The organism is Candidatus Omnitrophota bacterium (assembly GCA_016929445.1).
GTDB lineage: Bacteria > Omnitrophota > Gorgyraeia > JAFGIU01 > JAFGIU01 > JAFGIU01.
In genome coordinates this window covers 13,061-35,438 of the sequence record JAFGIU010000091.1, presented here as the reverse complement: position 1 = coordinate 35,438, position 22,378 = coordinate 13,061, and the positions used below count along the sequence as shown (strand labels likewise).

The window sequence follows — 22,378 nt, the reverse complement described above, 5'->3', positions numbered from 1 at the left end:
CTTCAAGGGCTTGCCTCAAGGCCTGAGAAATTCAATTCATGCGGGGCTCAAAGGTCTGTGTCCGGATGGGGGGCCGAGCAATCGCACGCGTTCTGCCAAGCTGAAGCGGTTTTTGGAGGCCGCGGAGATGCCCTTGGCCTTCAGATACCAGCATTGGGTTGGGGGCTGGCCCGAGTCCCTGAAACCTGAGCTCTTTAGCGCTGAGTTTTTTGCTCAAGTGCGGCAGGTGGATCCTGTTGGATGGCTCCAGGCCCGGTTTGACGCGGCAGGGACGGGCGATATTCTCAATGCCACACTTTATGTGGACGCGACGACCTATTTGCCTCACGATTTGCTGGTGAAGGTTGATATTGCGAGTATGTGCCACTCGCTGGAGGCGCGGGCACCCTTCTTGGACCACAAGGTAGTGGAGTTTGCCGCGCAGTTGCCTTCGGCCTATAAGAGAAGTCTGCGGTTGAATAAACTGCTGCTCAGGCGGCGTTACGCGAAATTTCTGCCCAGGATCGTGTGGGAACACCCCAAGACCGGCTTTGCGATTCCTCTGGGGCATTGGCTAAGAGGAGAGTTAAAACCCCTGGTGGAGGATTTGATTTTTTCCGAAAGTTTTGCAGCCCGCAAACTCTTTAATCCGGATTTCATCAAGTTTGTCGTCAAGGCCCATTTAGATGGGCGCGCGGATTACAGTGCGCGCATTTGGTCCTTGGTGACTCTGGAAATGTGGTTCCGTCAATTTGTGGATTGCGGGGCCAAGGCCGAGGCGGTGCGGGCATGAGCTTTTTGCTTCGCTTGTGGAGAGGGAGTTGTCTCGTGGCGGCGCTTAGGGCTATTTTCTTCCCGCCTGCAGGGCAATGGATGCAAAGCAGCAAGTTGATGAGCGGTTTAAGTTGGCTGCGGTGCGGTATCCTGACATTTGGACAAAGTGGAAAAGCCTTTCTGTTTCAAGGAAGCCGGATAAGACAGGCGGGGACCACTCTGAAGGGCACGCTGTCCCGGACTACCTGCAAGCAGGCCGGTGTATTCTTGTTGTCCTTTACCGTTACATGGGGCGGGTTTAAGGGGGTGAACGCCGGGCTTAGCATGAGTCTCGGACTTTTTTTGCTGATTCTTCTTGTTGGGGAAATTCTTCTTTGTACACAGTCCGGGTCGCTGAGCGCATTTGCCTCAAGGAGCTGGTTGCTGAACGTTATCTTGGGTGAAAGCCCGGGTGAAGGAGAGGATACTGGCCGATATGAAACTCATTGATGCGAACGGAAAGCTATTCGGGAAGGTCAATTTGTTTGATGCCATTGTGGTGGGACTCTTGCTTGTGGGGATTCCCGCAGGGCTGGTGTCCCACAAACTCATGGCCAAGAGGCGGGCTGAGTCCATTGCCTCGAAGCATTACACGGAGATGGTGTTGGACGTGGCCATTTTTGACCTTCAGGAGGATGACGTGCATTGGCTGCGGCCCGGTCTGAAGGGATACGACTCAGTCGGGAGAAAGACCTCCGAAATTCTGGAGCTCGGCAAGGCGCAGTTATCGCGCTATCCCTTATCATTGGGTAAGCTTGTGGAAATAGAACACCTGGACCAGGGGAGATACGAGGTCCCTGCCCGGATCCGAATCGCCGGGCGTGTGACTTGGGGCGAATTTGCTTACGACCAGCAACCCCTCAAGATGCTGTACCCTTTTAACCTTGTGATCGAGGGGCGGAATTTGAAGGCCCGGATCCTGGGTTGGGATGTGGTCGCCCCGCTTCAGGAAAACGAGCGATGGATTACGGCTGTTGTGCAGTGGAAAGGCGCCACCCCCGAGATTGTGCCCATGATTAAGGTAGGGGATGTATCCAGGGATATCCAAGGCCGGCGCACAGGAGAGATTGTCTCAATACTTCAAAGAGAATATCTGATGCGCAGTCCCAATGTGTTTGTGAACACAGAAGGACAAGTTGTGGCCAATAGAGACCCGGCGACCTGGAGTGCGGTTGTGGCGATCAATTTGTTGTGCAGTCGGACGGCCAATGGATGGACTTACCAAGACGAGGATGTGCGGGCCGGTGAAAATATGGAGTTCATCACTTCGGATTACATCTATCGAGGCACAATTCTGCATTCTTTTCCCAGCGATGACACCAGTCTTTCGGAGCTCGAGAAGCTGGATTATGCCTCCCTTTCGGAATGGATGGTCGTGCTTGTCCAGTGGGATGATCTGGTGCCGGATATCCTATCTCTCGTAAAGGAGGGCGACCGGACTTTTGATATGGAGGGGAATAATGTCGGGGAACTGGTCTCCCTGGTCCAGAGACGAATGCAGCTCAAGGATCCAAATGTCATTGTAGACGAGGAAGGCCAAATGGCCGTTTCTCCCGCCTCTGTTGTTTGGCGAACGGTGGCAGTGCTCCGGCTGTTTTGCCGGCGTAATAATCAGGGCTGGGTTTTTCAAGGCAAGGATGTGCGCGCGGGGTCGCCGCTTGAATTCTTTACCAAAGAATATGTCTATCGCGGGGTGGTTCTTCGAGCCGTGCCTGAGGATCAACTCGGAAAAGACGAACTGCTTATGCTGCGGGCCCAGGCGGAGAATCCGAGATTCATGAAAGCGCGGCTGAGATGCTTTCAGGTGCTTCCGGAGATAGCCGGCGCAATTAGATCCGGAGATGTTGAGAAGACGACGGCCGGCGTCTTCCGCGGGGCGAAACTCCTGGAACTCAGTTCCAATATTCCGCAACCCCAGGATTCCGCGTATATTGGGCCCGGTATGCAGCAGTTTAATGGGCGCATGAGAGAGATTGAGGTCTGGGTGGAGATGCCTTTTCCCCAAGAAAGCGATCTGCTGTTCTTTCAATCCGATCGACTTAGGATCGGCACAGTGCTGTCGCTTTGCTTTGAAGACTATGAATTGACCGGGACGGTTGTCGAGATCGTGAGACCCAGCGGGGAGAGTTCCTGAGTTGGACTCCATCCGGGTCCTGCGAATCATCGCCCGGCTCAATGTGGGCGGGCCGGCCATTCACACGACTTTGCTGTGTGACGAGATGGCCTCCCTGGGCTATGAATCGGTTCTGGTTGTGGGGAGTCTGGATGCGGGGGAAGCGGACATGTCGGACCTGGGTGCCGGGCGCCGCTTTAGGCTGGAGCGCATTCCGGAACTTGTCCGGCCGATCTCTCCCTGGAAGGATCTCAAAGCTTTTTTCCGGATCCTGGCCCTGTTCTTGCGCGAGCGGCCTCACATTGTGCACACGCACACGGCCAAGGCCGGCGCCTTGGGCCGTGCAGCCACCGTGGTCTATCGCTTGCTCAACCGCTTGAGGCCGCATCCGGGGCCCAGGCCCCTCCTTGTGCACACCTTTCACGGGCACGTTTTAGAGGGCTATTTCGGGCGTGTCCGGGGCGCATTTTTCCTGTCGATCGAACGCATCCTGGCCCTGTTTACGGACCGTCTCTTGGTCGTGAGCCCGGAGATCGGGGCGGACCTGCAGCGCCTGGGCGTGGGGCCGGCTGCCAAGATAAGGGTGGTGCCGCTCGGCCTGGACTTGGCACCCTATCTGAAGTGCGAACCTCTGAGCCAGGCCTTGGCCCAAGAGCCTTTGCGCGTGGGGCTTGTGGGCAGGATGGTGCCGATCAAGCAGCACGAGGTCTTTTTGAGGGCGGCGGCTCATTGTCTCAAGTGCTTGACACCAATGACGATAGAATTTACCCTAGTCGGCGATGGTTTGTTGAGGCAGGAGCTTGAGACGCTGGCTTTCGAGTTGGGGATCGGTCAATCGGTGCGATGGCTGGGTTGGCGCAGGGACTTGCCTGAAATCTACGCCACACTGGACATCGTGGCCCTGAGCTCCGACAATGAGGGAACGCCCGTTTCTTTGATTGAGGCCTTGGCCTCTGCCCGGCCCGTGGTGTCCACGGATGTGGGCGGGGTGCGTTCCTTGTTGGGGGAATTGGGGGCCGTAAGTCCCGGTGCAGGGCATTGGGCCGAGGGGGCGCACGGATTTTTGGTCGGTAAAGGAGATTGGAAGGCCTTGGGAGAGGCCTTGGCTTATCTGCTTCAAGATCGGGGCAAGGCAAGGAGTATGGGATTGCAGGGGCGTGAGTACGTGAGACACGCTTACAGCAAGGAACGTCTTGCCCGGGACATGCACACCAGTTACCAAGAACTCAAGAGGGGAGTGTAGGCCAGTGAGAGCACTCATTACAGGCGGTGGTGGATTTATCGGATCTCACCTGAGCGAACTTTTGTTGCGCGAAGGTCATTCAGTGACGGCACTCGATAATTTTACGACCGGAAGACAGGAGAACCTAAAGGTTCTCAAAGAGAACCCGGACTACCGGCTGGTGGTGGGCAGTGTTCTCAATGAAAATCTGATGGACAAGCTGGTCGATGAATGCGATGTGGTGTTCCATCTTGCGGCTGCGGTGGGCGTGGAGCTCATTATCAAGAAGCCGCTGGAGTCCTTGACCACCAATATCCGGGGTTCCGAAATTGTCCTGGAGATGGCCCACCGCTACCAAAAGAAGATCCTCATTACTTCCAGTTCCGAAGTCTACGGGAAGAATACGGATGTTCCTCTCAGGGAGGACCAGGACCGGGTTTTGGGTTCTGCCCTGAAGACCCGCTGGAGCTATTCCTCCTCCAAAGCTATTGATGAGATTCTCGCCTATTGCTACTGGAAAGAAAAAGGGCTGCACACGGTGATTGTGCGGTTGTTCAACACGGTGGGCCCCCGCCAGAGCGGTTCTTACGGCATGGTCGTGCCGCGTTTTGTGAGCCAGGCGATTAAGGGGCAGGATATCGAGGTGCACGGAGACGGCACCCAGTCCCGCTGTTTCCTGCATGTGAAGGATGTGGTGGCCGCGCTTTATAAGATGATCCAAGTGCCCGATGCCCCCGGGCAGGCCTTTAATCTGGGGAGCCAGGAAGAGGTTTCCATGCTGGAGCTGGCTGATAGGGTGGTCAGGCTGGCAGGGAGCAGTTCCAAGGTGGTGCTCATCCCCTACGAGCAGGCCTATGAGGAAGGGTATGAGGATATGCCGCGGCGCGTTCCGGATACGACCAAGATCAGGAATTTAATTGGTTTTCAACCGACAATGAGTCTGGATGAGATCATCCAGGATGTGATTGACTACATGCGATCTTAATGGAAGAGATCATCCGATACCTGCTGGCGGGCGGGCTCTCGTTTGGGGTTTCCATTCTGCTGACCCCGTGGGTCCGCCTTTATGCCCTCCAAAAGCGACTGGTTGCCCGTCCTAAAAACGAGCGCTGGTCCACCCGCTATGTGGCTCTCTTTGGCGGGGTCGCCATTTTTGCGGCCACAATTCTTTCGGTTCTGGTTTGGGCCCCTTGGTCCCGCAGTGTGCTCGGATATCTTTTGGCCGCCAGCACGATTTTTATTTGGGGGCTTTTGGACGATATCTATCACTTTCGTCCGCATACCAAGATCCTGGGGCAGATCATCGCCGCTTGCATCTTGATTGCCTTCGGGATAGTGGTGGAAATCTTTCCTCATCCCATGGTCGCCATCCCGCTGACAATCTTCTGGGTTGTTGCGATTACCAATGCCTTTAACCTTCTGGACAATATGGACGGCTTAGCCTGCGGGGTGGCCGCGATTTCAGCGATTTCCCTGGTGCTTTGCTCGTCGGTTCTGGGAAATTTGGGTGTGGCCCTGATTGCCGCGGCCTTGGTCGGCGCTTGCCTGGGCTTTCTTCCTTACAATTTTTCGCCTGCCCGGATTTTCATGGGGGATGCGGGTTCTATGTTTTTAGGATTGACTCTGGCTGCGGTTTCGATCCACGGGACTTGGGCGCACGCATCGAACCTGCTTGTGGTTCTCATAGTGCCTGTGTTGGTTCTGGGGGTGCCCATTTTCGATACGGCCTTTGTCACGATTATGCGCAAAGCCCATGGTGTGCCCATTAACCAAGGCGGAAAGGACCACACCTCCCACCGGGTTGTATTCCTGGGGATCTCCGAGAAAAAGGCAGTACTGCTTTTCTACCAGCTATCCGCGATTTTGGGCGGAGTCGCCTTCTTGGTGGTTCGATTCGGAGTGCATGCCAGCGCGTTGCTGACTGTGGCGGTGCTTGCGGGCCTGGTGCTTTTTGGGATTTTCTTGAGTCAACTCCCGATTTATCACAAGGCTCGAGTGGCGGAAACCGGGCAGCGCCGCGGAGGTGGAGGAGTACTCCTCAACACCTTTGTGATGCACAAGCGGCGCATTGCAGAGCTTCTGTTGGACCTGACACTCATCGGTGTCGCCTATTATACGGCGCATCTTTTGCGTTTCGAGTCGGGTATGGGGGAGGCCCAGGTCAGTTTCCTGATGCAGACTTTTCCTGTGATCCTTCCGATCCAGCTGACTTGTCTTTTTATGATGGGCTTGTACCGGGGATTTTGGCGTTATGCCGGGCTGACGGAAATGGTGGACATCTTTAAAGGCGTGGGCTTGGGAACTCTCCTCATTGCCGTGGGGGTTTTCCCTTGGAGAGCCTCGCAGGGATTTTCGGTGTCGGTTTTGGTTATTTACAGTCTCTTACTCTTTGTGCTCCTGTCCATCTCACGCACTGCGTTAAGATTATTCGGCGAAAACGTGGTCGACGCCCTTCAATCGGGGGAGAAGCGCGCCATTATCTTCGGGGCCGGGGATGCGGGCGAGATTCTTTTGCGGGAACTCCGAAAAAACCGGAATCTACGTTACCGGCCGGTTGGATTTATTGATGACGATTTGAGCAAAGTCGGACGCCGCATCCATGGTGTGCCGATTTTGGGGAGCCGCCACACGCTCCGGCATTACGTGCAGCAGCATGGAGTGGATGAGGTCTTTGTGGCAATTCCCTCGCTGGACGCCGGCCATTTGCGGGAGATCATCACTTTGTGCGAAGAGGCCGGGGTCCCCTACCAGGAGATGAGCGGACTCCTATAATTCTATGAAATGGTCTATCCCTTTTTTTTCTATTCAACGGGCATTAGGGTTATGTCTTTGCCTGCTCATACTCTTTCTTCCCTTCTCTAAAGCGGCGATTGAGATCTTTGCGTCCTTGGCTTTCGTTCTGGCTGCGGCGGGGCTTTTTGCCAAGCAGGAAAGGCCCGCCGCGCTAAAGGATTCCCGGTTCCGGGTTGTCCTGGTTATTGTCGGGGCCTATGTGATGTGGATGCTTCTTTCTGCCGTGTTGAGCGCGGATCCTGCCCACAGTTTCCGGGTTTTGGTGAGCAAGTATCTGGAGGATATCGGGATCTTTTTGGTGATGGCCGTGTTCCTTGCAGACAAGGGGCGGCGCCGGACTTGGTTCAGAGTTCTTTTGCTGAGCAGTCTGGTTTTGTGGCTGGATTGTATTTGGCAGTTCTTCACGGGCCATGACTTGCTCCGGCACTATGCTTTGGAGGCCGGCCGGTTGACCGGAACCCTCAAGATGCCGAATGACTTGGCAGCTTATGCCTGTGTCCTGGCCCTGGTTTGGCTGGCGGTTGTCCTGTTTGGCAAGGGGGCGCGCCGCTACTGGGCCATTCTCCCTGCATTGATAGGCCACCTTGTTTTGCTGGCGACTTGGACGCGCGGGGCCTGGGTGGGATGGTTTGCGGGACTTCTTCTCCTTTTGGCTTTGCGGGGCCGGAAGGTCCTGATCAGCGCTCTGGGATTCTTAGCGGCCCTGCTTTTCTTAATGCCGTTGACGGTTCAGGAGCGTCTGTTTTCGGCATTTATGGCCTCAGCGCCGGAAAATGATCTGCGCCGTGCTTTGTGGAGCGCGAGCGTGGCCATGATCCGGGACAGCCCTTGGACCGGACAGGGGCTGGGAGTCTTTATGGCCCGTGTCCAGGATTTTCTGCCGCCGGGCGATCACTATATCAGCTATGCCCACAATTGCTATTTGCAGACTGCTGCGGAGATCGGATTAGCCGGACTTATCCTGTTTTCGGTGTTGTTGGCTTGGGTGCTGGTGCAGTCGCTTCGCTTGTGCTTGCGTCAAGGGCGTGCACCCGCACCGGCTGAGGCGGGAATTCTGAGCGGGGTCCTGGCTTTCTGTTTGCACAGCGCAACCGACACCAATCTTTACTCTTTGAGTCTGGCCATGCTTTTCTGGATATTGCTGGGATACCTGCTGGCGGCCACACTGGACACAGAAAAGGAGGAGCGGAATCCTGGATAAGATTCTTACGCGCGGAGCTCCCCGTATCCTTCTGGCCAATCCCTTTGGGATCGGGGATGTACTCTTCAGCACTCCGGCTGTGAGGGCCTTGCGCGAGGTCTTTCCCGAGGCGTATATCGCCTATGTGTGCAATGGCCGGGCCGAATCCGTTTTGCGCCATAATCCGCACTTGGACCGGGTTTTTGTGATTGAAAAAGATGAATACCGGTCCCTGTACCGGCGCTCCAAATGGGCCTTTATCAAGGCCTTTGGCCGGCAATTGCAGGAGTTGCGCAGATGCCGTTTCAACTACTTGGTGGATCTATCCTTAGGGGATCGATACAGCTTGGGTGCCTTGCTCATGGGTATCCGGAAACGGGTGGGCTTTGACTTTAAGGGAAGGGGACGTTTCCTCACAACGCGTTTACCGATCAGCGGATACCACGATAACCATGTGGTAGAATACCTATTTAAACTTTTGCGGGAGGTGGGAATTGAATGCACTCCCGGCCCCTTGGAGTTCCAGCTCACGGACGAGGAAAGTGCTCAGGCCGCAGAACGGCTCAGGCAGGGGGGCTTGGACCTGAAGCAGAAGCTTGTGGTATTGATCCCGGGCGGGGGCGCAAGCTGGGGCGAAAACGCACATATTCGAAGGTGGTCTCCTGAGCGATTTGCCGCAGTGGGGGACCGGCTCTGTGAGAAAGGCGGCCGCCAGCTTCTTCTTCTGGGGGATTCGCGAGACCAGCCTGTTACGGAGGCAGTGGAGCGGGCGCTCAAGGTACCGGTGTTAAACCTCTCTGGTCATACAGCGCTTCGTGAATTCGCGGCCATTCTTTCCCACTGTGAACTGGTTGTCTGCAATGATGGAGGACCGCTGCATATTGCAGTCAGCCAAGGGGTGAAGACCGTGTCCTTGTTTGGTCCGGTGGATGACCGGGTTTACGGGCCTTATCCGAAATTGGAGGATAGGCATCGTGTAGTGCGCATGGACCTGGAATGTCAGCCTTGCTACCACCAGTTCAAAATGCCCCCCTGTCCTTACGAGCTCCGTTGTCTTCGTGAGTTGTCGGAGGATGAGGTTGTGAACGCTGCCGAAGATCTGCTCTCATGAAGCCCTTTCACGGTGTCCAGCGAATTTTGGTGATCCGCACGGACCGGCTCGGGGACCTGTTGCTGAATATCCCCGCGGTTAGGGCTTTGAGGCAGTCCTATGCCAACGCCTATCTGGCTATGTTGGTGCAGCCGCACTTGCGCGAGGTGGTGGATACCAATCCGGATGTGGATGAAGTCATAGAGTACGACAAGAATGGCTCCGAAAGGAGTTGGGGCGCGACCTTAGCCATGGCATGGCAGCTTCGCCTCAAGCGCTTTGACATGGTGGTTATCCTCAACCCGTCCAAGCGCTCGAATATTCTGGCCTGGCTTTCAGGCGCCCGCTACCGGGTGGGTTATGATCGCAAATGGGGCGCATTGCTGACACAGCGGATTCCGGATCGGAAGTATCTCGGCGACCGCCACGAGGTGGAATACAATATGGAGCTCGTGCGGCGCGCCGGGGCGCAGACTGAGGATCTTTCCGTGCGCCTGAATCCGGCTCACTCGGACCGGCGTTCGGTGCGGGAGACTCTGGAGGCTTTTGGTTGGAACCCTGAAGAAAAGATCGTGCTGGTTCACCCGGGGACCAGCTCGTTTTCCAAACGGTGGCCGGCGGAGCGTTATGCGGCTGTGGTGCGGCAGCTCTGTGAAACAGAGGGTTTGCGTGTGGTTTTGGTGGGAGGCGGGGACGAATTCGATGCTATTGCCGAATTGCATGCCCAATGTCCGGATGAGGTATTTAATCTAACGGGGAGATTCGGGATTCGCCAGCTCGCTGCTTTGTGCGAGCTTGCGGTGTGTCTGGTTTCCAATGACAGCGGCCCGGTGCATGTGGCTGCGGCGGTGGGAACGCGAACCGTGGTGATCTTCGGGCGTACGCGGCCCGGATTGTCTCCGCGACGCTGGGGTCCTTGGGGGCGCGGGCATGTGGTTTTTCAACATGATGTGGGCTGTGCCGTTTGTGTGCCTGAGCAATGCGATCTGGGTTACCAATGCCTGGAAGCCGTGAGTGCGGAGGAAATCGCGGAGGAGGTGCGGTCCTTGATTTCCCCCAAGGAGCTTTTGCACTCATGAAAATCGCTCTCGTATTCAATAAGGAAAGAGGCGGCACCACGGGTGAGTATTTTGAATCGCCCTTGGTCGAGAGCGGACACGCGGTGCGCCATTTTTGGACAAGGGATGCGCTGCAGATGCCGTCGGATTTCGATCTCTATATCCGCATCGATCACGGAGACTACAAATTTGATTTACCCTCTTTTGCGAGACCCGCAGTGTTTTATGCGATCGACACGCATTTGAAGCGTTCTTTCAAGAAAATTGCCTGCCAGGCCGGACACTATGACTTGGTTTTGTGTGCCCAGCGCGAGGGTGCGTTGAGGCTTCGGGCTAAAGGTATTGAGGCTCGATGGCTGCCTTTGGGTTGTGATCCGCGCGTTCATGCTCCGGACCGGGAACTTGACCGGGACTTGGATATTGCTTTTGTGGGCACGGACGGAAAGAAGAGCCATCGCCGCGAACTCTTGGAGTCGCTCAAGCTGCGCTACCCGGACAGTTTTTTTGGTATGGCCGAGCACACGGAAATGCGGAATATTTACGGCCGGGCCCGGGTGGTCTTCAACTACGGGATCCGCAACGATATCAATATGAGAGTTTTTGAGGGCATGTGCGCAGGAGCCCTGATGGTGACTAATGCCCCGGCCGGAAGCGCCATGGAAGAATTATTTGAGGAAGGGCATCACCTAGTGGTCTATAAGAGCGATGCCGATTTGTACGAAAAGCTGGATTATTACCTGAGTCACGAACAGGATCGCCAAGCCATTGCCATGCGCGGACAAGAGCGTGTGCTGCAAGAGCATACTTACGCGCGGCGTGTGCTTTCACTTCTCAATACGAGTGCCCATGTCTTGGGAGGCCGCTACGAACAGCTCAAGAGCTGGATGCCTCGGGTGATTTATACGTAGTGCGCTGTGTCATGGCGAGCCAGGAAAAAGGAGTCTACCGTGAGTCGAGTCTTAGTTACAGGAGGAGCGGGCTTCATCGGGTCCCATTTGGTGGATGCCCTGGTCGAAGAGGGGCATGAGGTGCGGATTCTGGACAACCTGGATCCTCAGGTCCATACAGAGGGTAAACCGGGTTATCTCAATCCCGAAGCGGAGTTCGTCCAAGGGGACGTGCGTAAGCGGGATGACTTGCGTTTGGCTCTCAAAGGAATTGAATATGTTTACCATCAGGCGGCTTTGGTGGGCGTGGGGCAGTCCATGTACCGGATCGAGGACTATGTGGACGTCAATACAAGAGCTACCGCCACGCTCTTGGATCTGATCGTCAACGAGAAGATCCCACTCAAGAAATTAATGGTGGCCAGCTCCATGAGTATTTACGGTGAAGGCGCCTATGAAACTGCGGATGGAAAACCCTATTATCCTATGCTGCGCGATGAGGAACAGATGAAGCAGGGTATTTGGGAGATGCTGGCACAGGACGGGAAGACTCGGGTTAAGCCGGTGCCCACTCCGGAGGAGAAACCGCTCCAGCCGACCTCGGTCTACGCAGTTTCCAAGAAGGATCAGGAAGAGCTTTGTCTGATTGTGGGCCGTGCTTACAATATTCCGACTGTGGCGCTGCGGTACTTTAATGTGTACGGGCCGCGTCAGTCTCTGTCCAACCCTTACACCGGAGTCTGCGCGATTTTTTCATCCCGAATCAAGAACGACAATCCTCCCATCGTCAATGAGGACGGACATCAGAGCCGCGACTTTGTGCATGTTCGTGATATTGTGCAGGCCAACTTGCTGGTCATGCGCGAGGAGCGGGCCAATTACCAGGCCTTTAATGTGGGAACAGGGGCGCCCACCACAGTGTTGCAGATAGCCGAGACCTTGGCCAAGCTTTACGGCCGGGAAGTCAAGCCGGAGATTGCCGCTCGATTCCGCGCCGGGGATATCCGGCATTGTGTTTCGGATGCCTCGAAGCTCCGGGCTCTGGGTTTCAAGCCGACCCGGAATTTGGAGGAAGGTCTGAAGGAGCTTGTGGAGTGGGCGGAGGATGTGCGAGCCGTGGATTTGGTGGACCGGGCCGAAGCCGAGCTCAAAGAAAAAGGTTTGACCCGTGGCTAGTCCATCACCCGGTGATTTTAGTCCTGTTTGCGATGTGGTGCTTTTGACCTGGAATCAGTTGGAGCTGCTACAACCCTGTGTGGAGAGCATTCTCAAAAACACCACCGTGCCGATCCGCTTGATGATCGTGGATAACGGGAGTGAGGCGCCGACCAAGGAGTACTTGTCCCGGGTCAAAGGAAATGATTTGGTCCGCATTGAGGTGCTCACCAACGAAAGCAATCTGGGATTTGTGGGAGGAATGAACCGGGGGATGAACGAGTCCACCGGCCCCTATGTGTGTTTGCTGAATAACGACACGTTGGTGACTCCGGGTTGGATGCGCGAAATGCTGGCCGTAGCCGAAAGTTCCCCCGAAATCGGAATCGTCAACCCTGCGAGCAGCACCTTCGGAGAATTTCCTCCCGAGGGCATGTCCTTGGACGATTACGGCCGTAGCTTGGCTTCTAAACACGGGCATTATGTGGAGGTGGGTGAGTGCATCGGATTTGCCATGACGATTTCGCGGGCAGTCCTGGACAAGATCGGCGTGTTGGACACGGGGATGAACCGGATATTTTTTGAGGACACTGATTATTGCCGGCGCGCAACAATGGCCGGATTTCGTTGTGTCGTGGCCTCGGCTTCCTATGTATTCCATCACGAACACAAGTCCTTTAAGCTCATGCCCGAAAAAGAGCAGCTTTTTAGGGAGAATCAGCAACGCTTTTGGAAAAAGTGGGGCAAGCCCGTGCGCATTGCATGGTATTGCGACTCTGATCCTGCCACAGATCCGGAATCCATGAAGCTTGTGCTGAGCCGGGCCGTGGAATGGGCCCGCCAGAATGCTTATGTGCATGTCTTTTACCCGCAAAGCCGGAAATGGAACCGTCACCAGCTCTTTGATGCCTTAGGTTTGAGGGAGCACGCCAATGTGGGGCCTTACGGGGTACCTGCGGTGTGGGCCAGGCTCTACTACCCTTGGAGAATTCTCAGCAAACGCAAGAAACCGTATGATTGGGCCTATTCGGATGTGCCCGCCCATATTTCCACCCTTAAGGGGATCAAGAGTCTGCATTCTGCTCAAGTGGCATTGTGGAGTCCTGACAAAACCAAGGAGACTATCCCGTGGAAGGAAGAGACGGAAAACTCCCTGTCTCGGTCGTAATCATTACCTGGAACGAGGAGTCACGGATTCGTGAATGTTTGCGCTCTGTGCAGTGGGCGCAGGAATGCATTGTGGTGGATGACGAGAGCACGGATCGCACCCGCGAAATCTGTGAAGAGGAAGGAGCCAAAGTCTTTGTGCGCAAGATGGAGATTGAAGGCGTGCACCGCAACTGGGCCTATGCCAAGGCCTCACAGCCGTGGGTTTTGAGTCTGGATGCCGATGAGCGGGTGACGCCCGGACTCTATGAAGAGTTTAAGCAGCTTTTGGCCGGGAACCCTGAATTCAACGGTTACACCATGCCGCGCCGTAATTTTATCGGAAAGCGCTGGCTCAAGCACGGCGGGTGGTATCCTTCGGCCCAGTTGCGTTTTTTCCGTAAGGGGGAATTCCAGTACGAAGAAGTGAGTGTGCATCCGCGCGCAATTTTTGATCAGGCCTGGGGTAACTTGAAAAACGATCTTCTCCATTATAGCTACCGGGATGTGGGGGATTTTCTGGGCAAGCTCAACCGCCAGACGGATCTGGAAGCCAGGAAATGGGCGGAGGACGGCCGGAAGATGAGCCTGGGCCGTGCCATTCGCAAGACTTTGGACCGTTTCTTTCGCGCGTACTTGATGAAGAAGGGTTATCGCGACGGCTTCATGGGATTTGTGGCTGCAGTCTTCGGCGGCCTTTACCAGTTTGTGACCTATGCCAAGTACCGGGAGATAATGGCCGGGCGGGAAGGAGCTTCGGTATGAGTAAAACCCTTGCGGTCCTCGGAGGCCGGTCGCGGTTTGGGTCTGAACCCGTTCGTTTTGTGAAGCCGCGCTTGCCGAGCTATGAGAGTTTAAGGCCGGAACTGCAGGCCATGTTGGAATCCGGTGTGCTCACCAATGTGGGCCCGCACTGCCTGGGATTTGAAAAAGAACTGGCCGAGTACCTGGGAGTCTCTCAAGCGCGCGCCGTGGGCAGCGGCACGGTGGCCTTGCAGTTGTTGATTCAGGCCCTGGACTTGGAAGGGGAAGTCATCCTTCCTTCCTTTACATTTATTGCCACCGCCCAAGCCGCGGTTTGGAGCGGATTGACTCCGGTATTTGCCGATATTCATCCGGAGACATTCACCCTGGATCCGCGCTCGGTGGCTTCTCTGATTACCCCTAACACCTGCGCTATTCTCGGTGTCTGTATGTTTGGGAATCCTTGTGACATCGTTGCGTTGCAGGAGCTTGCTTCCCAAAAGGGGCTGGCCCTAATTTTTGATACAGCCCACGGCATTGGATCCCTATATAAGGGGAAGCGTTTAGGCGGATTCGGCCGGGGAGAGGCCCTGAGTTTTCATGCGACCAAGATTCTTCCGGCCGGAGAGGGCGGTGCGGTTTGTTCCGAGGACGCGGCGCTGTTGGATAGGGTATTTAAGCTCAGGAACTTCGGCAGAGAACCCACAGAAGAGTCCTTGCGGCTGGGGATGAACGGCAAGATGACGGAGTTTGCCGCTCTCTTGGGGCGGAAGCAGTTGAAAGGCTTGGACCAGACTCTGCGTTTTCGCCGTGCGGTTGCGCAGAGTTACCGGGAGGGTTTGGGCGGGGTCCCGGGTATTGTGTTCCAAAAAATCGAGCAAGGAGCGCAGAGCAATTATCAAAATTTGGCGGTGCGGGTTTTTCCCGAGAAATATGGCTTGGACAGGGATCAGCTCTTTAATGTCTTGGAGGCCGAGGGGGTGGAGTCCAAGAAGTACTTCAGTCCTCCGATCCATGAGTTGGTTTATTTCCAAACCCTGGCTCAAAAGGGGCAGGCCCGGATAGGGGACTTAAGAGAGTCCTTGGCCCTGAGCGGGCAGATCCTTAACTTGCCCGTGCATTCGGAAATGGCCGCGGAGAAGATCGACGGGATTTGTGAGATTATTGCAGAGGCCCATCAGCAATCTAAACAGGTGATACAGCGTTTGGGGCAGGAGGTTCTTCATGCGTAAGTTATTAGTTACAGGGGGAGCGGGTTTTATCGGGTCGAATCTGGTCAAGTACTTGATCGATAAGTATCCATCGGATCAGATTGTGGTCTTGGACGCGTTGACCTATGCGGGCAATCTGGATAATTTGCCCCCTCCGATTTGGGATAATGACCGTTTTAGCTTTCACCGGACAGATATCCGGAATCGCGATAAGGTGCAGGAAATCCTCACGGACGTGGACGTGGTGTTTCACTTGGCCGCGGAAACCCACGTGGATAACTCGATTTACAATACAGATGATTTTGTGGATACGGATGTCAAGGGGACGCAGGTTTTGCTCGACGCGGTGAGAAAGTTTCCGGTGGAGCGCTTCGTTCATATCTCCACCTCGGAAGTCTACGGAACACTCCTGTCGGATCCGATGGATGAAGAACATCCCCTCAAACCGCGGAGCCCTTATGCCAGTGCCAAGACCGGTGCGGACCGGTTGGCCTATTCTTATGTGGCGACATTTGATTTGCCCGTTGTGATTATCCGGCCCTTTAACAATTACGGCCCCAATCAGCACATTGAAAAACTGATCCCGTGTTTTACCACACATGCTCTGCAGGACAAACAGCTTCCGATGCAGGGAGACGGAAGCAGCTCCAGGGACTGGCTCTATGTGGAGGATACCTGCCGCGGCCTGGCTGCGGCCATGGAAGCGGATCTCAAAGCCGTGAAGGGTGAGGTGTTTAACCTGGCAACAAATCGAGACGAATCTGTTATTGAGATCGGAAAATTGATTGTGGCGGAATTGGGCAAAAGCGAATCGCTCATCGAGACGGTTCCGGACCGGCCCGGCCAGGTGGATCGCCACAAAGGGAGCTTTGAAAAGGCGAAATCGATCTTGAAATGGGAACCGGCGATTTCCTTTGAACAGGGGCTCAAGCGCACAGTCCAATGGTATGTTGAAAACGAAAGCTGGTGGAGGAATAACAGGGTAGCGGTTCGAGCGGAGGCATTGTGATGGACTTAAGTGGAAAGCGTGTTCTGGTTGTAGGCGCCGGCGGGCATGCGCGGGTGATTCTGGATATTCTGGAGCAAAGGAACGCAGAGATTCGCGGCTGTCTGGACGACGATCCTTTAAAGGAAGGCCGGCCGTTTGCAGGAACAATGGTTTTGGGCCCCACAAGCCGTATGCAAGAAATGCGCAAGGCTGAACCCGGTCTGAGTATCATCATCGCAATTGGGGATAATTCGGTGAGGCGCGAGCTTTTTGTCAATGCCCGTGAGATGGGGTATGAGTTTGTGAGGGCAGTACACCCTTCGGTGGTGCAAGCACCTTCCGTGAAAATCGGAGTGGGTGCCATGGTTTGCGCGGGTGTGGTTTTAAATCCGGGCGTGGAGATCGGTAATAACGCAATTGTCAACACGGCATCCTCTGTGGATCATGATTCCAAAGTAGGGGCTCATGCGCACATCTGTCCGGGCGTGCATACCGGAGGACATGTGGCGATCGCCGAACTCGCTTTTGTGGGGCTGGGGAGTTCGGTGCTTCCGCGGATTCGAATCGGCACGGGTTGTATTGTGGGCGCGGGCTCGGTAGTGATCCGCGATGTCCCGGACGGGGCAACGGCTTATGGCGTGCCCGGCAGGATACGATGCGGGGTGGTGACCTGAGATGAAACCTGCCGGCCGTGCCGCTCTTTCGGTGGTCTTCTTTGTGCGCAATGAAGAGGCGCGGATCCGGAAGGCCTTGGAGAGCGTGTCCTGGGCGGATGAGCGGGTGCTTATTGATGACGCCAGTACGGATGGAACTGCTCGAATCGGTGAAGAGCTGGGCGCCACAGTGGTGTGCTGTGAATATTCCGGAGGCAAATTTTACGAGCGCCGGAATTTTGGATTTCAGAAATGCAAGGGGCCCTGGGTCCTTTTAATGGACCCGGATGAAATCGTTTCCCCGGATTTGCGCGCCGGGATCGAAAAAGTCTTGACCCATCCGGGAGAGTATCTGGGGTTTACCTTTTGGCGCGAGAACTATTTTCTGAACCAGCGTCTGGATCACGGAGGCTGGCGCCAGAAGACTTTGCGACTCTTCCATAAGGACCGCGGAGGCGACCCCACCGGCCTTTTGCATCAGGGGATTGAAGTCAACGGTCCGGTCGGCCATATTGAATCGGCCATAGCCCACTATCCCTTTGAACCTCTCTCTGACTTTTTTACGAAGCAAAATCTCTATACAGATTGTGAGGCCCTGGAAATGCTCGAGCGTCACCGTGCTCAAGGGCAGCGCTTTGTTTTGAAGCAAGCCCGGCGGCGGCCTCTGAAAGTGTTCACCAAGATGGCCATCAAGAAGGGCGGTTGGCGCGACGGGGCGCGCGGGTGGATCTTGGCCGGCATCTATGGATGGATTGAATTTTTGCGCTGGGTCAAGTGCTGGGAGCTGATGCAGAACGAGGCCCGCTCATGATTCGAGTAGTCTTGTTGGACCGCGACGGGGTCATCAATGTGTCTCCGCCGGACCAAGGTTATGTGTGCAGTCCCGGGGAACTCCATCTTGTTGAAGGTTCGCCGGAGGCCATTGCCAAGCTCAATCGGGCAGGAATCAAGGTGGGGGTGGTTTCCAATCAGGCAGGCGTGGAGCGCGGGATTCTCAGTGAAGAGGACTTGGCGCGCGTGACTGAGCGCTTGCACGAGGAATTGGGCCAGGCTGGTGCGCATCTGGATGCGCTCGAGTACTGCAAGGTTTACGATGACAGTGACCCCCGTCGCAAACCCAATCCGGGGATGCTGCTGGAGGTCATGGAACGCCTGGGAGCGGAGGCCTGTGAGGCTGTGATGGTGGGTGATTCTCTCCGGGATATCCGCGCGGGAAAGAGTGCGGGTTGCCGCACGGTATTAGTTCTAACCGGGGAGGTCCGGTCTGAGAAGCAGATTGGGGATTGGGACGATCCTCCGGATGCGGTCTGCCGGTCTTTGAGTCAGTTTGTGGACGAGTTGCTGGAGGGTACATGCGCGTTCTGATTTTGCACGCCTCTGCAGGAGAAGGACACCGGAGGGCGGCCGAGGGCTTGGGAGAGCAGTTCCAGGAGTTGGAGAGCGTTAAGGAAGTACGGGTCTTGGATACCCTGGACTTTGCCGCCGCTACGGTGCAAAAAACCTACGAACCTTCCTATGTATTCATGATGACGCGGGCCGTCTGGCTCTGGGCTCTGTCGTACTATTTGACGCGACCGTATTGGGTGAACCGATTCCTGCTGCATCCGCTCCGGCGCGTTTTCAATGACGCGGTCCTTGGGAAGCTGGAGGCTTTGATTCTCGAAGATCTGCCGGACCTGATTGTTTGCACGCATTTTATGCCTGCGTGTTTTGTGGCCAATTTGAAACTGAAACACCGGCTGCGGTGTCCTGTTGCGACCGTGGTGACGGATTACGGCGTGCATCCGTTTTGGGTTGCTCCGGGTACGGACCTGTACTGCTTGGGGGCTGAACGCGCTGTCCGGCAGATGAAATCGTGGGATGCGAAGGCCTTTCGGGCCGAAGCGTTGGGAATTCCGTCGCGTCCTGTATTTTTTCCCGCAGAGGACAAAGCGCAGTTGCGGCGAGAACTCGATTTAAATGCCGGGCTACCCACGGTCCTTCTTTCCGGCGGCGGCTTTGGAGTGGGGCGGATCCGCGATCTGATTGAGCGATTGAGCGCCGTGCAGGTCGACTACCAGCTTCAACTTGTTTGCGGGCACAACCGGGAACTCAGGGAGTGGGCCGAAACCTTTGCCTTGGGGCCCGGCCGGTCTCTCAAATGGAAAATTCACGGTTTTGTGCAGAACATGCACGAGTTGCTGCGGGCCAGTGACTTGGTGATGATCAAGGCGGGAGGTTTGAGTGTGACCGAGGCGGTGCAGAGTGGAGTGCCGATTTTGATCCATAGCGCCCTGCCGGGCCAAGAATATGAAAATGCGGCCTATGTCAAAGAGGAAGGCTTGGGTTGGCAGGCCCACAGTAATGAGGAGGTTGTGGGACAACTCAAGCGCTGCTTGTCCCAGCCGGAACTCTTGGAAGAAGCGCGTGCACGCATGCTCAAGTTGCGGCATGCATCCACGGCTGAAGAAATTTTGGAGGCATTAGAAAAGTAGTCGTCATCGCGAGCGAAGCGCGGTGATCTTTGTCCACGCAGATCACCACGTCGCTTCGCTCTTCGTGATGACGACGTATTCACTCAGGATGACGCGGGAGATCGTAACATAATGGCAGCATCCACGCAGAGAAAAGAAGATATCTTCGATATGGCGATTCGTCTTTTAGACGCGGAATGCGGCACAGGGATCACGGACATTGTTGTCCCGGTTCAAACAAAAGGGAGCGAATCCCCGAATGGGGTTGCAAAGGGGTATCCCAACCTGGAGGTCTTGAATCAGGAAGTGCTTTCCTGTCAGCGTTGCGCACTCTACAAGGGCCGCACTCATGCCGTGCCCGGAGAGGGCAGTCCCCGCGCCAAACTGATGTTTATCGGCGAGGGCCCGGGTGCGGAGGAGGATCGCACAGGCCGGCCTTTTGTGGGGCGGGCCGGGCAACTCCTGGACCGCATGATTGCGGCCATGGGGCTTTCCCGGGAGCAGGTCTATATTGCCAATGTGGTCAAGTGCCGGCCTCCCAACAACCGGGTTCCTGCGCCGGAGGAGATTATTTCCTGTCTTCCCTACCTGTGGTCTCAGATTGATCTGATCCAGCCGGAGGTTCTTTGTTTGCTTGGGCGTACCGCGACCACCGGTGTGCTTAAAGAGGATTTGCCTTTACGCCAAACGCGGGGCCGTTGGTTTGAAGTGCGCGGCCGGCGCGCGCGAGTCAGCTTTCATCCGGCCTATCTCCTGCGCAACCCCGAGCAAAAGCGCGAGGCCTGGGAGGACCTCAAGTCCGTGATGGCAGAGCTTGGGCTGTCTGTTCCGCAGAAGTGAGTGCGGCTGTGCAGTGGGTTAGTGTGGCAGTGGGCATTCCCTCCCGCCGTGTCTTCACGTATTCGGTTCCCGAGGCTTTGTGCGATCAGGTGCAAGTGGGATGCCGCGTGCGCGTGCGGTTGCACAATCGCCGCGTGCTCGGTTATGTGGTGGGCCGGGTTGTTTCCAAGCCTTCTTATCCGGTCAAACCCTTCGATGCGCTGCTTGAGCCGCAGCCTTTGCTCCCGCACAGCTATTTGCGATTGACGCGTTGGCTGGCGGCGCACTGCGGGTGCGGGTGGGGGGAGTCCATTGAAACCGGTTTGCCTCAGACTCTGCGCACGCTGCGTTCTTTGGCGTGGCCGGAGCCGCCCAACCCCGTCCAATCCGCGGAACTTGCCCCCAAACCCAGACTCCTGCAAATAGACCAGCGCGCTGAGCGTTGGCAGCATTATGTCCGGGCCATGCGCGCCACAGCAAAGGCGGGGCGTGCCGCGCTTCTGCTCTTGCCTGAAGTCAAACTTCTGGAGCGCATGCGCGCATTCCTAACATCAGAGGCGCCTGAGCTTCTCGAAACCTGTGAAGTGTTGCACGGGGGGATGAGTTTGCCCCAGCGCCGGGAGACTTGGCTGCGTTTGAGGACGCGCCCCTGTTCGCTGGTTATGGGTCTGCGTTCGGCAGTGCTCGCGCCTATCTGCGGGCTCGGGTTGATTGTGATCGAGGATGAGGCGAACGGGAATTATCAGGGGGAAGAGGGGCCGCGCTTTCACGCCCGCACTGTGGCTTTGGCGCGGGCGCGTATTGAAAGCGTGCCGCTTATCTTGGGTGCGGGTTCGGTTTCTGTCGAGAGCTACTATCGCGCCCGGCGCAAGCAATACGAATTGGTTGAAAAGCCCCGCGAATTACCCGCAGTTTCTATTGTGGACATGCGCGGCGCGCGGGCCGGGGTGGGGCGTTTGTCTCCGGCTCTGGTGGCCGCTTTGGAAAATGCCGTCCAGCGGCAAGAACAGTCCTTACTGTTGGTCAATCGCAGGGGTTTTGCGGGTCATGCGGGTTGCCAGAAGTGCGGGCACCGGATGGAGTGCCCGCGATGTGCCGTGCTTCTGACCTATCACTACAGCGAAAAGAGACTGATCTGTCACCATTGCGCCCATCAGGAGGGTGTGCCGGAACGCTGTCCGGAATGTGATTCGGACTATGTGCGCTTTAGAGGGCTTGGCACGGAAAAGGTGGAGAGCGAGTTGCGGCGTTGGCTTCCGGAGTTTCGCGTGGCGCGATTGGATGTGGATGTGCTCCGCCGCAAAGGCGCGATGGAGGAGCTGCGCTCGCGATTTGAAAGGGGAGAAATCGATGTGCTGCTCGGCACGCAGCTTTTGCTGGGGGAAATTCATTCCCCGCGGTTGACCTTGGCTGCGGTGCTCTCTTTGGAATCTTGGCTGAACTGGCCGGATTTCCGGGCTGCGGAGCGCAGCTTTCATATGCTCGATGTGGTGCGCGCGCAGTTGGCTGTGAACGGGAATTCCAAGGTCCTGATCCAGACCTATTCCCCGGATCAACCCTTGCTCAAGCATGTGCAGGCATGGGATTTTTTGGGCTATTACCGCGAGGAACTGGAAACAAGACGGGCTTTGGGGCTGCCGCCTGCGGGGTATCAGGTTTCCATGCAGTTGCGGGGCAAAGTGGAAAAACGGGTTGAGAGCGTGGCTGAGGCTTTGTACGAAAATTTGAGCGCGCGTGAGGAGCTGGCTGGGGGCTTAGGGGAGCCGCACCCGGGCCGGCCCGCCAAGGTGCGTGATGCCTATCGCTGGGAGCTTGTGCTGCGCGGCCGCCGGGTATTTACCCTCCAAAACGCCATTGCCGCTGCCTGGGCCCAAGTCAAAAAAACCGGCGTCCACCTCTCTATCCTTACGGAGCCCTAAATCAGGGACAGGTCTCTCCAATTCCATACACAACATGGACTTACGCGAGAACCGTCCCCTCTGGTCAGGGTATCGGATCTGCATTTTGTAAGGTTCGGGCCGGTCACCTCCCTTAGCGTATGCTGGGTTATTTCCAGGTTAAGGGGACGGTTCTC

The 22,378-nt window shown here is 56.1% G+C and carries 20 protein-coding genes; all 20 read left to right on the top strand.

All coding sequences use genetic code 11. The features are described from left to right. Positions 1-772 (top strand): hypothetical protein (locus JW937_07355; protein MBN1587229.1); only part of this gene is annotated, 772 nt, incomplete at its 5' end. A 456-nt stretch (positions 773-1,228) separates the two neighbouring features. Then, complete coding sequence (locus tag JW937_07350) at positions 1,229-2,926, top strand: DUF4330 family protein (GenBank protein MBN1587228.1); 1,698 nt, start codon at positions 1,229-1,231, stop codon at positions 2,924-2,926. Between the two features lies 1 nt (position 2,927). After that, the gene (locus tag JW937_07345; protein ID MBN1587227.1) at positions 2,928-4,148 is read left to right on the top strand and encodes a glycosyltransferase; all 1,221 of its coding nucleotides are present in this window, start codon (positions 2,928-2,930) and stop codon (positions 4,146-4,148) included. Between the two features lie 4 nt (positions 4,149-4,152). Then, a complete protein-coding gene (locus JW937_07340) occupies positions 4,153-5,112 on the top strand; it encodes a GDP-mannose 4,6-dehydratase (GenBank protein ID MBN1587226.1) in 960 nt (319 codons plus the stop codon). Beyond that, positions 5,112-6,899, top strand: coding sequence for a hypothetical protein (locus tag JW937_07335; protein ID MBN1587225.1), 1,788 nt, complete (start codon positions 5,112-5,114; stop codon positions 6,897-6,899). Before JW937_07340 ends, JW937_07335 begins: the two co-directional genes overlap by 1 nt. Positions 6,900-6,903: 4 nt before the next feature. Continuing rightward, entirely contained in the window at positions 6,904-8,121 is a 1,218-nt protein-coding gene (locus JW937_07330) for an O-antigen ligase family protein (protein ID MBN1587224.1), read from the top strand. A gap of 79 nt (positions 8,122-8,200) precedes the next feature. Continuing rightward, the gene (locus tag JW937_07325; protein ID MBN1587223.1) at positions 8,201-9,211 is read left to right on the top strand and encodes a glycosyltransferase family 9 protein; all 1,011 of its coding nucleotides are present in this window, start codon (positions 8,201-8,203) and stop codon (positions 9,209-9,211) included. After that, positions 9,208-10,269: a glycosyltransferase family 9 protein gene (locus tag JW937_07320; GenBank protein MBN1587222.1), complete on the top strand. Its 1,062-nt coding sequence runs from the start codon at positions 9,208-9,210 to the stop codon at positions 10,267-10,269. Before JW937_07325 ends, JW937_07320 begins: the two co-directional genes overlap by 4 nt. Next, a complete protein-coding gene (locus JW937_07315) occupies positions 10,266-11,156 on the top strand; it encodes a glycosyltransferase (protein ID MBN1587221.1) in 891 nt (296 codons plus the stop codon). The genes JW937_07320 and JW937_07315 overlap by 4 nt, the downstream gene beginning before the upstream one ends. Positions 11,157-11,195: 39 nt before the next feature. Beyond that, positions 11,196-12,311, top strand: a complete 1,116-nt coding sequence (locus tag JW937_07310) for an NAD-dependent epimerase/dehydratase family protein (GenBank protein ID MBN1587220.1) — start codon at positions 11,196-11,198, stop codon at positions 12,309-12,311. Then, positions 12,304-13,458 (top strand): glycosyltransferase family 2 protein, encoded by a 1,155-nt coding sequence (locus JW937_07305; GenBank protein MBN1587219.1) that lies wholly within the window; start codon positions 12,304-12,306, stop codon positions 13,456-13,458. The genes JW937_07310 and JW937_07305 overlap by 8 nt, the downstream gene beginning before the upstream one ends. Then, positions 13,419-14,201: a glycosyltransferase family 2 protein gene (locus JW937_07300; GenBank protein ID MBN1587218.1), complete on the top strand. Its 783-nt coding sequence runs from the start codon at positions 13,419-13,421 to the stop codon at positions 14,199-14,201. Before JW937_07305 ends, JW937_07300 begins: the two co-directional genes overlap by 40 nt. Further along, entirely contained in the window at positions 14,198-15,412 is a 1,215-nt protein-coding gene (locus JW937_07295; GenBank protein MBN1587217.1) for a DegT/DnrJ/EryC1/StrS family aminotransferase, read from the top strand. The genes JW937_07300 and JW937_07295 overlap by 4 nt, the downstream gene beginning before the upstream one ends. Continuing rightward, positions 15,405-16,400 (top strand): dTDP-glucose 4,6-dehydratase, encoded by a 996-nt coding sequence (locus tag JW937_07290; protein ID MBN1587216.1) that lies wholly within the window; start codon positions 15,405-15,407, stop codon positions 16,398-16,400. Before JW937_07295 ends, JW937_07290 begins: the two co-directional genes overlap by 8 nt. Further along, positions 16,400-17,053, top strand: a complete 654-nt coding sequence (locus tag JW937_07285; protein ID MBN1587215.1) for an acetyltransferase — start codon at positions 16,400-16,402, stop codon at positions 17,051-17,053. The genes JW937_07290 and JW937_07285 overlap by 1 nt, the downstream gene beginning before the upstream one ends. A gap of 1 nt (position 17,054) precedes the next feature. Then, positions 17,055-17,843, top strand: coding sequence for a glycosyltransferase family 2 protein (locus JW937_07280; protein ID MBN1587214.1), 789 nt, complete (start codon positions 17,055-17,057; stop codon positions 17,841-17,843). Then, positions 17,840-18,397, top strand: coding sequence for an HAD-IIIA family hydrolase (locus JW937_07275; protein MBN1587213.1), 558 nt, complete (start codon positions 17,840-17,842; stop codon positions 18,395-18,397). Before JW937_07280 ends, JW937_07275 begins: the two co-directional genes overlap by 4 nt. Continuing rightward, entirely contained in the window at positions 18,385-19,506 is a 1,122-nt protein-coding gene (locus JW937_07270; protein ID MBN1587212.1) for a hypothetical protein, read from the top strand. Before JW937_07275 ends, JW937_07270 begins: the two co-directional genes overlap by 13 nt. 111 nt (positions 19,507-19,617) lie before the next feature. Then, positions 19,618-20,325 carry a uracil-DNA glycosylase gene (locus tag JW937_07265; protein MBN1587211.1) on the top strand — a complete coding sequence of 236 codons (708 nt, stop codon included), beginning with the start codon at positions 19,618-19,620 and terminating at the stop codon, positions 20,323-20,325. Further along, a complete protein-coding gene (gene priA / locus JW937_07260) occupies positions 20,322-22,223 on the top strand; it encodes a primosomal protein N' (protein ID MBN1587210.1) in 1,902 nt (633 codons plus the stop codon). Before JW937_07265 ends, priA begins: the two co-directional genes overlap by 4 nt. The last annotated feature ends 155 nt before the right edge of the window (positions 22,224-22,378 follow it).

What these genes read in the sequence shown, in the direction of transcription:
- JW937_07350 (MBN1587228.1), top strand. Translation starts at nt 1,229, where the DNA reads ATGAAACTCATTGATGCGAACGGAAAGCTATTCGGGAAGGTCAATTTG.
- JW937_07335 (MBN1587225.1), top strand. Translation starts at nt 5,112, where the DNA reads ATGGAAGAGATCATCCGATACCTGCTGGCGGGCGGGCTCTCGTTTGGG.
- JW937_07330 (MBN1587224.1), top strand. Translation starts at nt 6,904, where the DNA reads ATGAAATGGTCTATCCCTTTTTTTTCTATTCAACGGGCATTAGGGTTA.
- JW937_07320 (MBN1587222.1), top strand. Translation starts at nt 9,208, where the DNA reads ATGAAGCCCTTTCACGGTGTCCAGCGAATTTTGGTGATCCGCACGGAC.
- JW937_07315 (MBN1587221.1), top strand. Translation starts at nt 10,266, where the DNA reads ATGAAAATCGCTCTCGTATTCAATAAGGAAAGAGGCGGCACCACGGGT.
- JW937_07295 (MBN1587217.1), top strand. Translation starts at nt 14,198, where the DNA reads ATGAGTAAAACCCTTGCGGTCCTCGGAGGCCGGTCGCGGTTTGGGTCT.
- JW937_07290 (MBN1587216.1), top strand. Translation starts at nt 15,405, where the DNA reads ATGCGTAAGTTATTAGTTACAGGGGGAGCGGGTTTTATCGGGTCGAAT.
- JW937_07285 (MBN1587215.1), top strand. Translation starts at nt 16,400, where the DNA reads ATGGACTTAAGTGGAAAGCGTGTTCTGGTTGTAGGCGCCGGCGGGCAT.
- JW937_07280 (MBN1587214.1), top strand. Translation starts at nt 17,055, where the DNA reads ATGAAACCTGCCGGCCGTGCCGCTCTTTCGGTGGTCTTCTTTGTGCGC.
- JW937_07275 (MBN1587213.1), top strand. Translation starts at nt 17,840, where the DNA reads ATGATTCGAGTAGTCTTGTTGGACCGCGACGGGGTCATCAATGTGTCT.
- JW937_07270 (MBN1587212.1), top strand. Translation starts at nt 18,385, where the DNA reads ATGCGCGTTCTGATTTTGCACGCCTCTGCAGGAGAAGGACACCGGAGG.
- JW937_07265 (MBN1587211.1), top strand. Translation starts at nt 19,618, where the DNA reads ATGGCAGCATCCACGCAGAGAAAAGAAGATATCTTCGATATGGCGATT.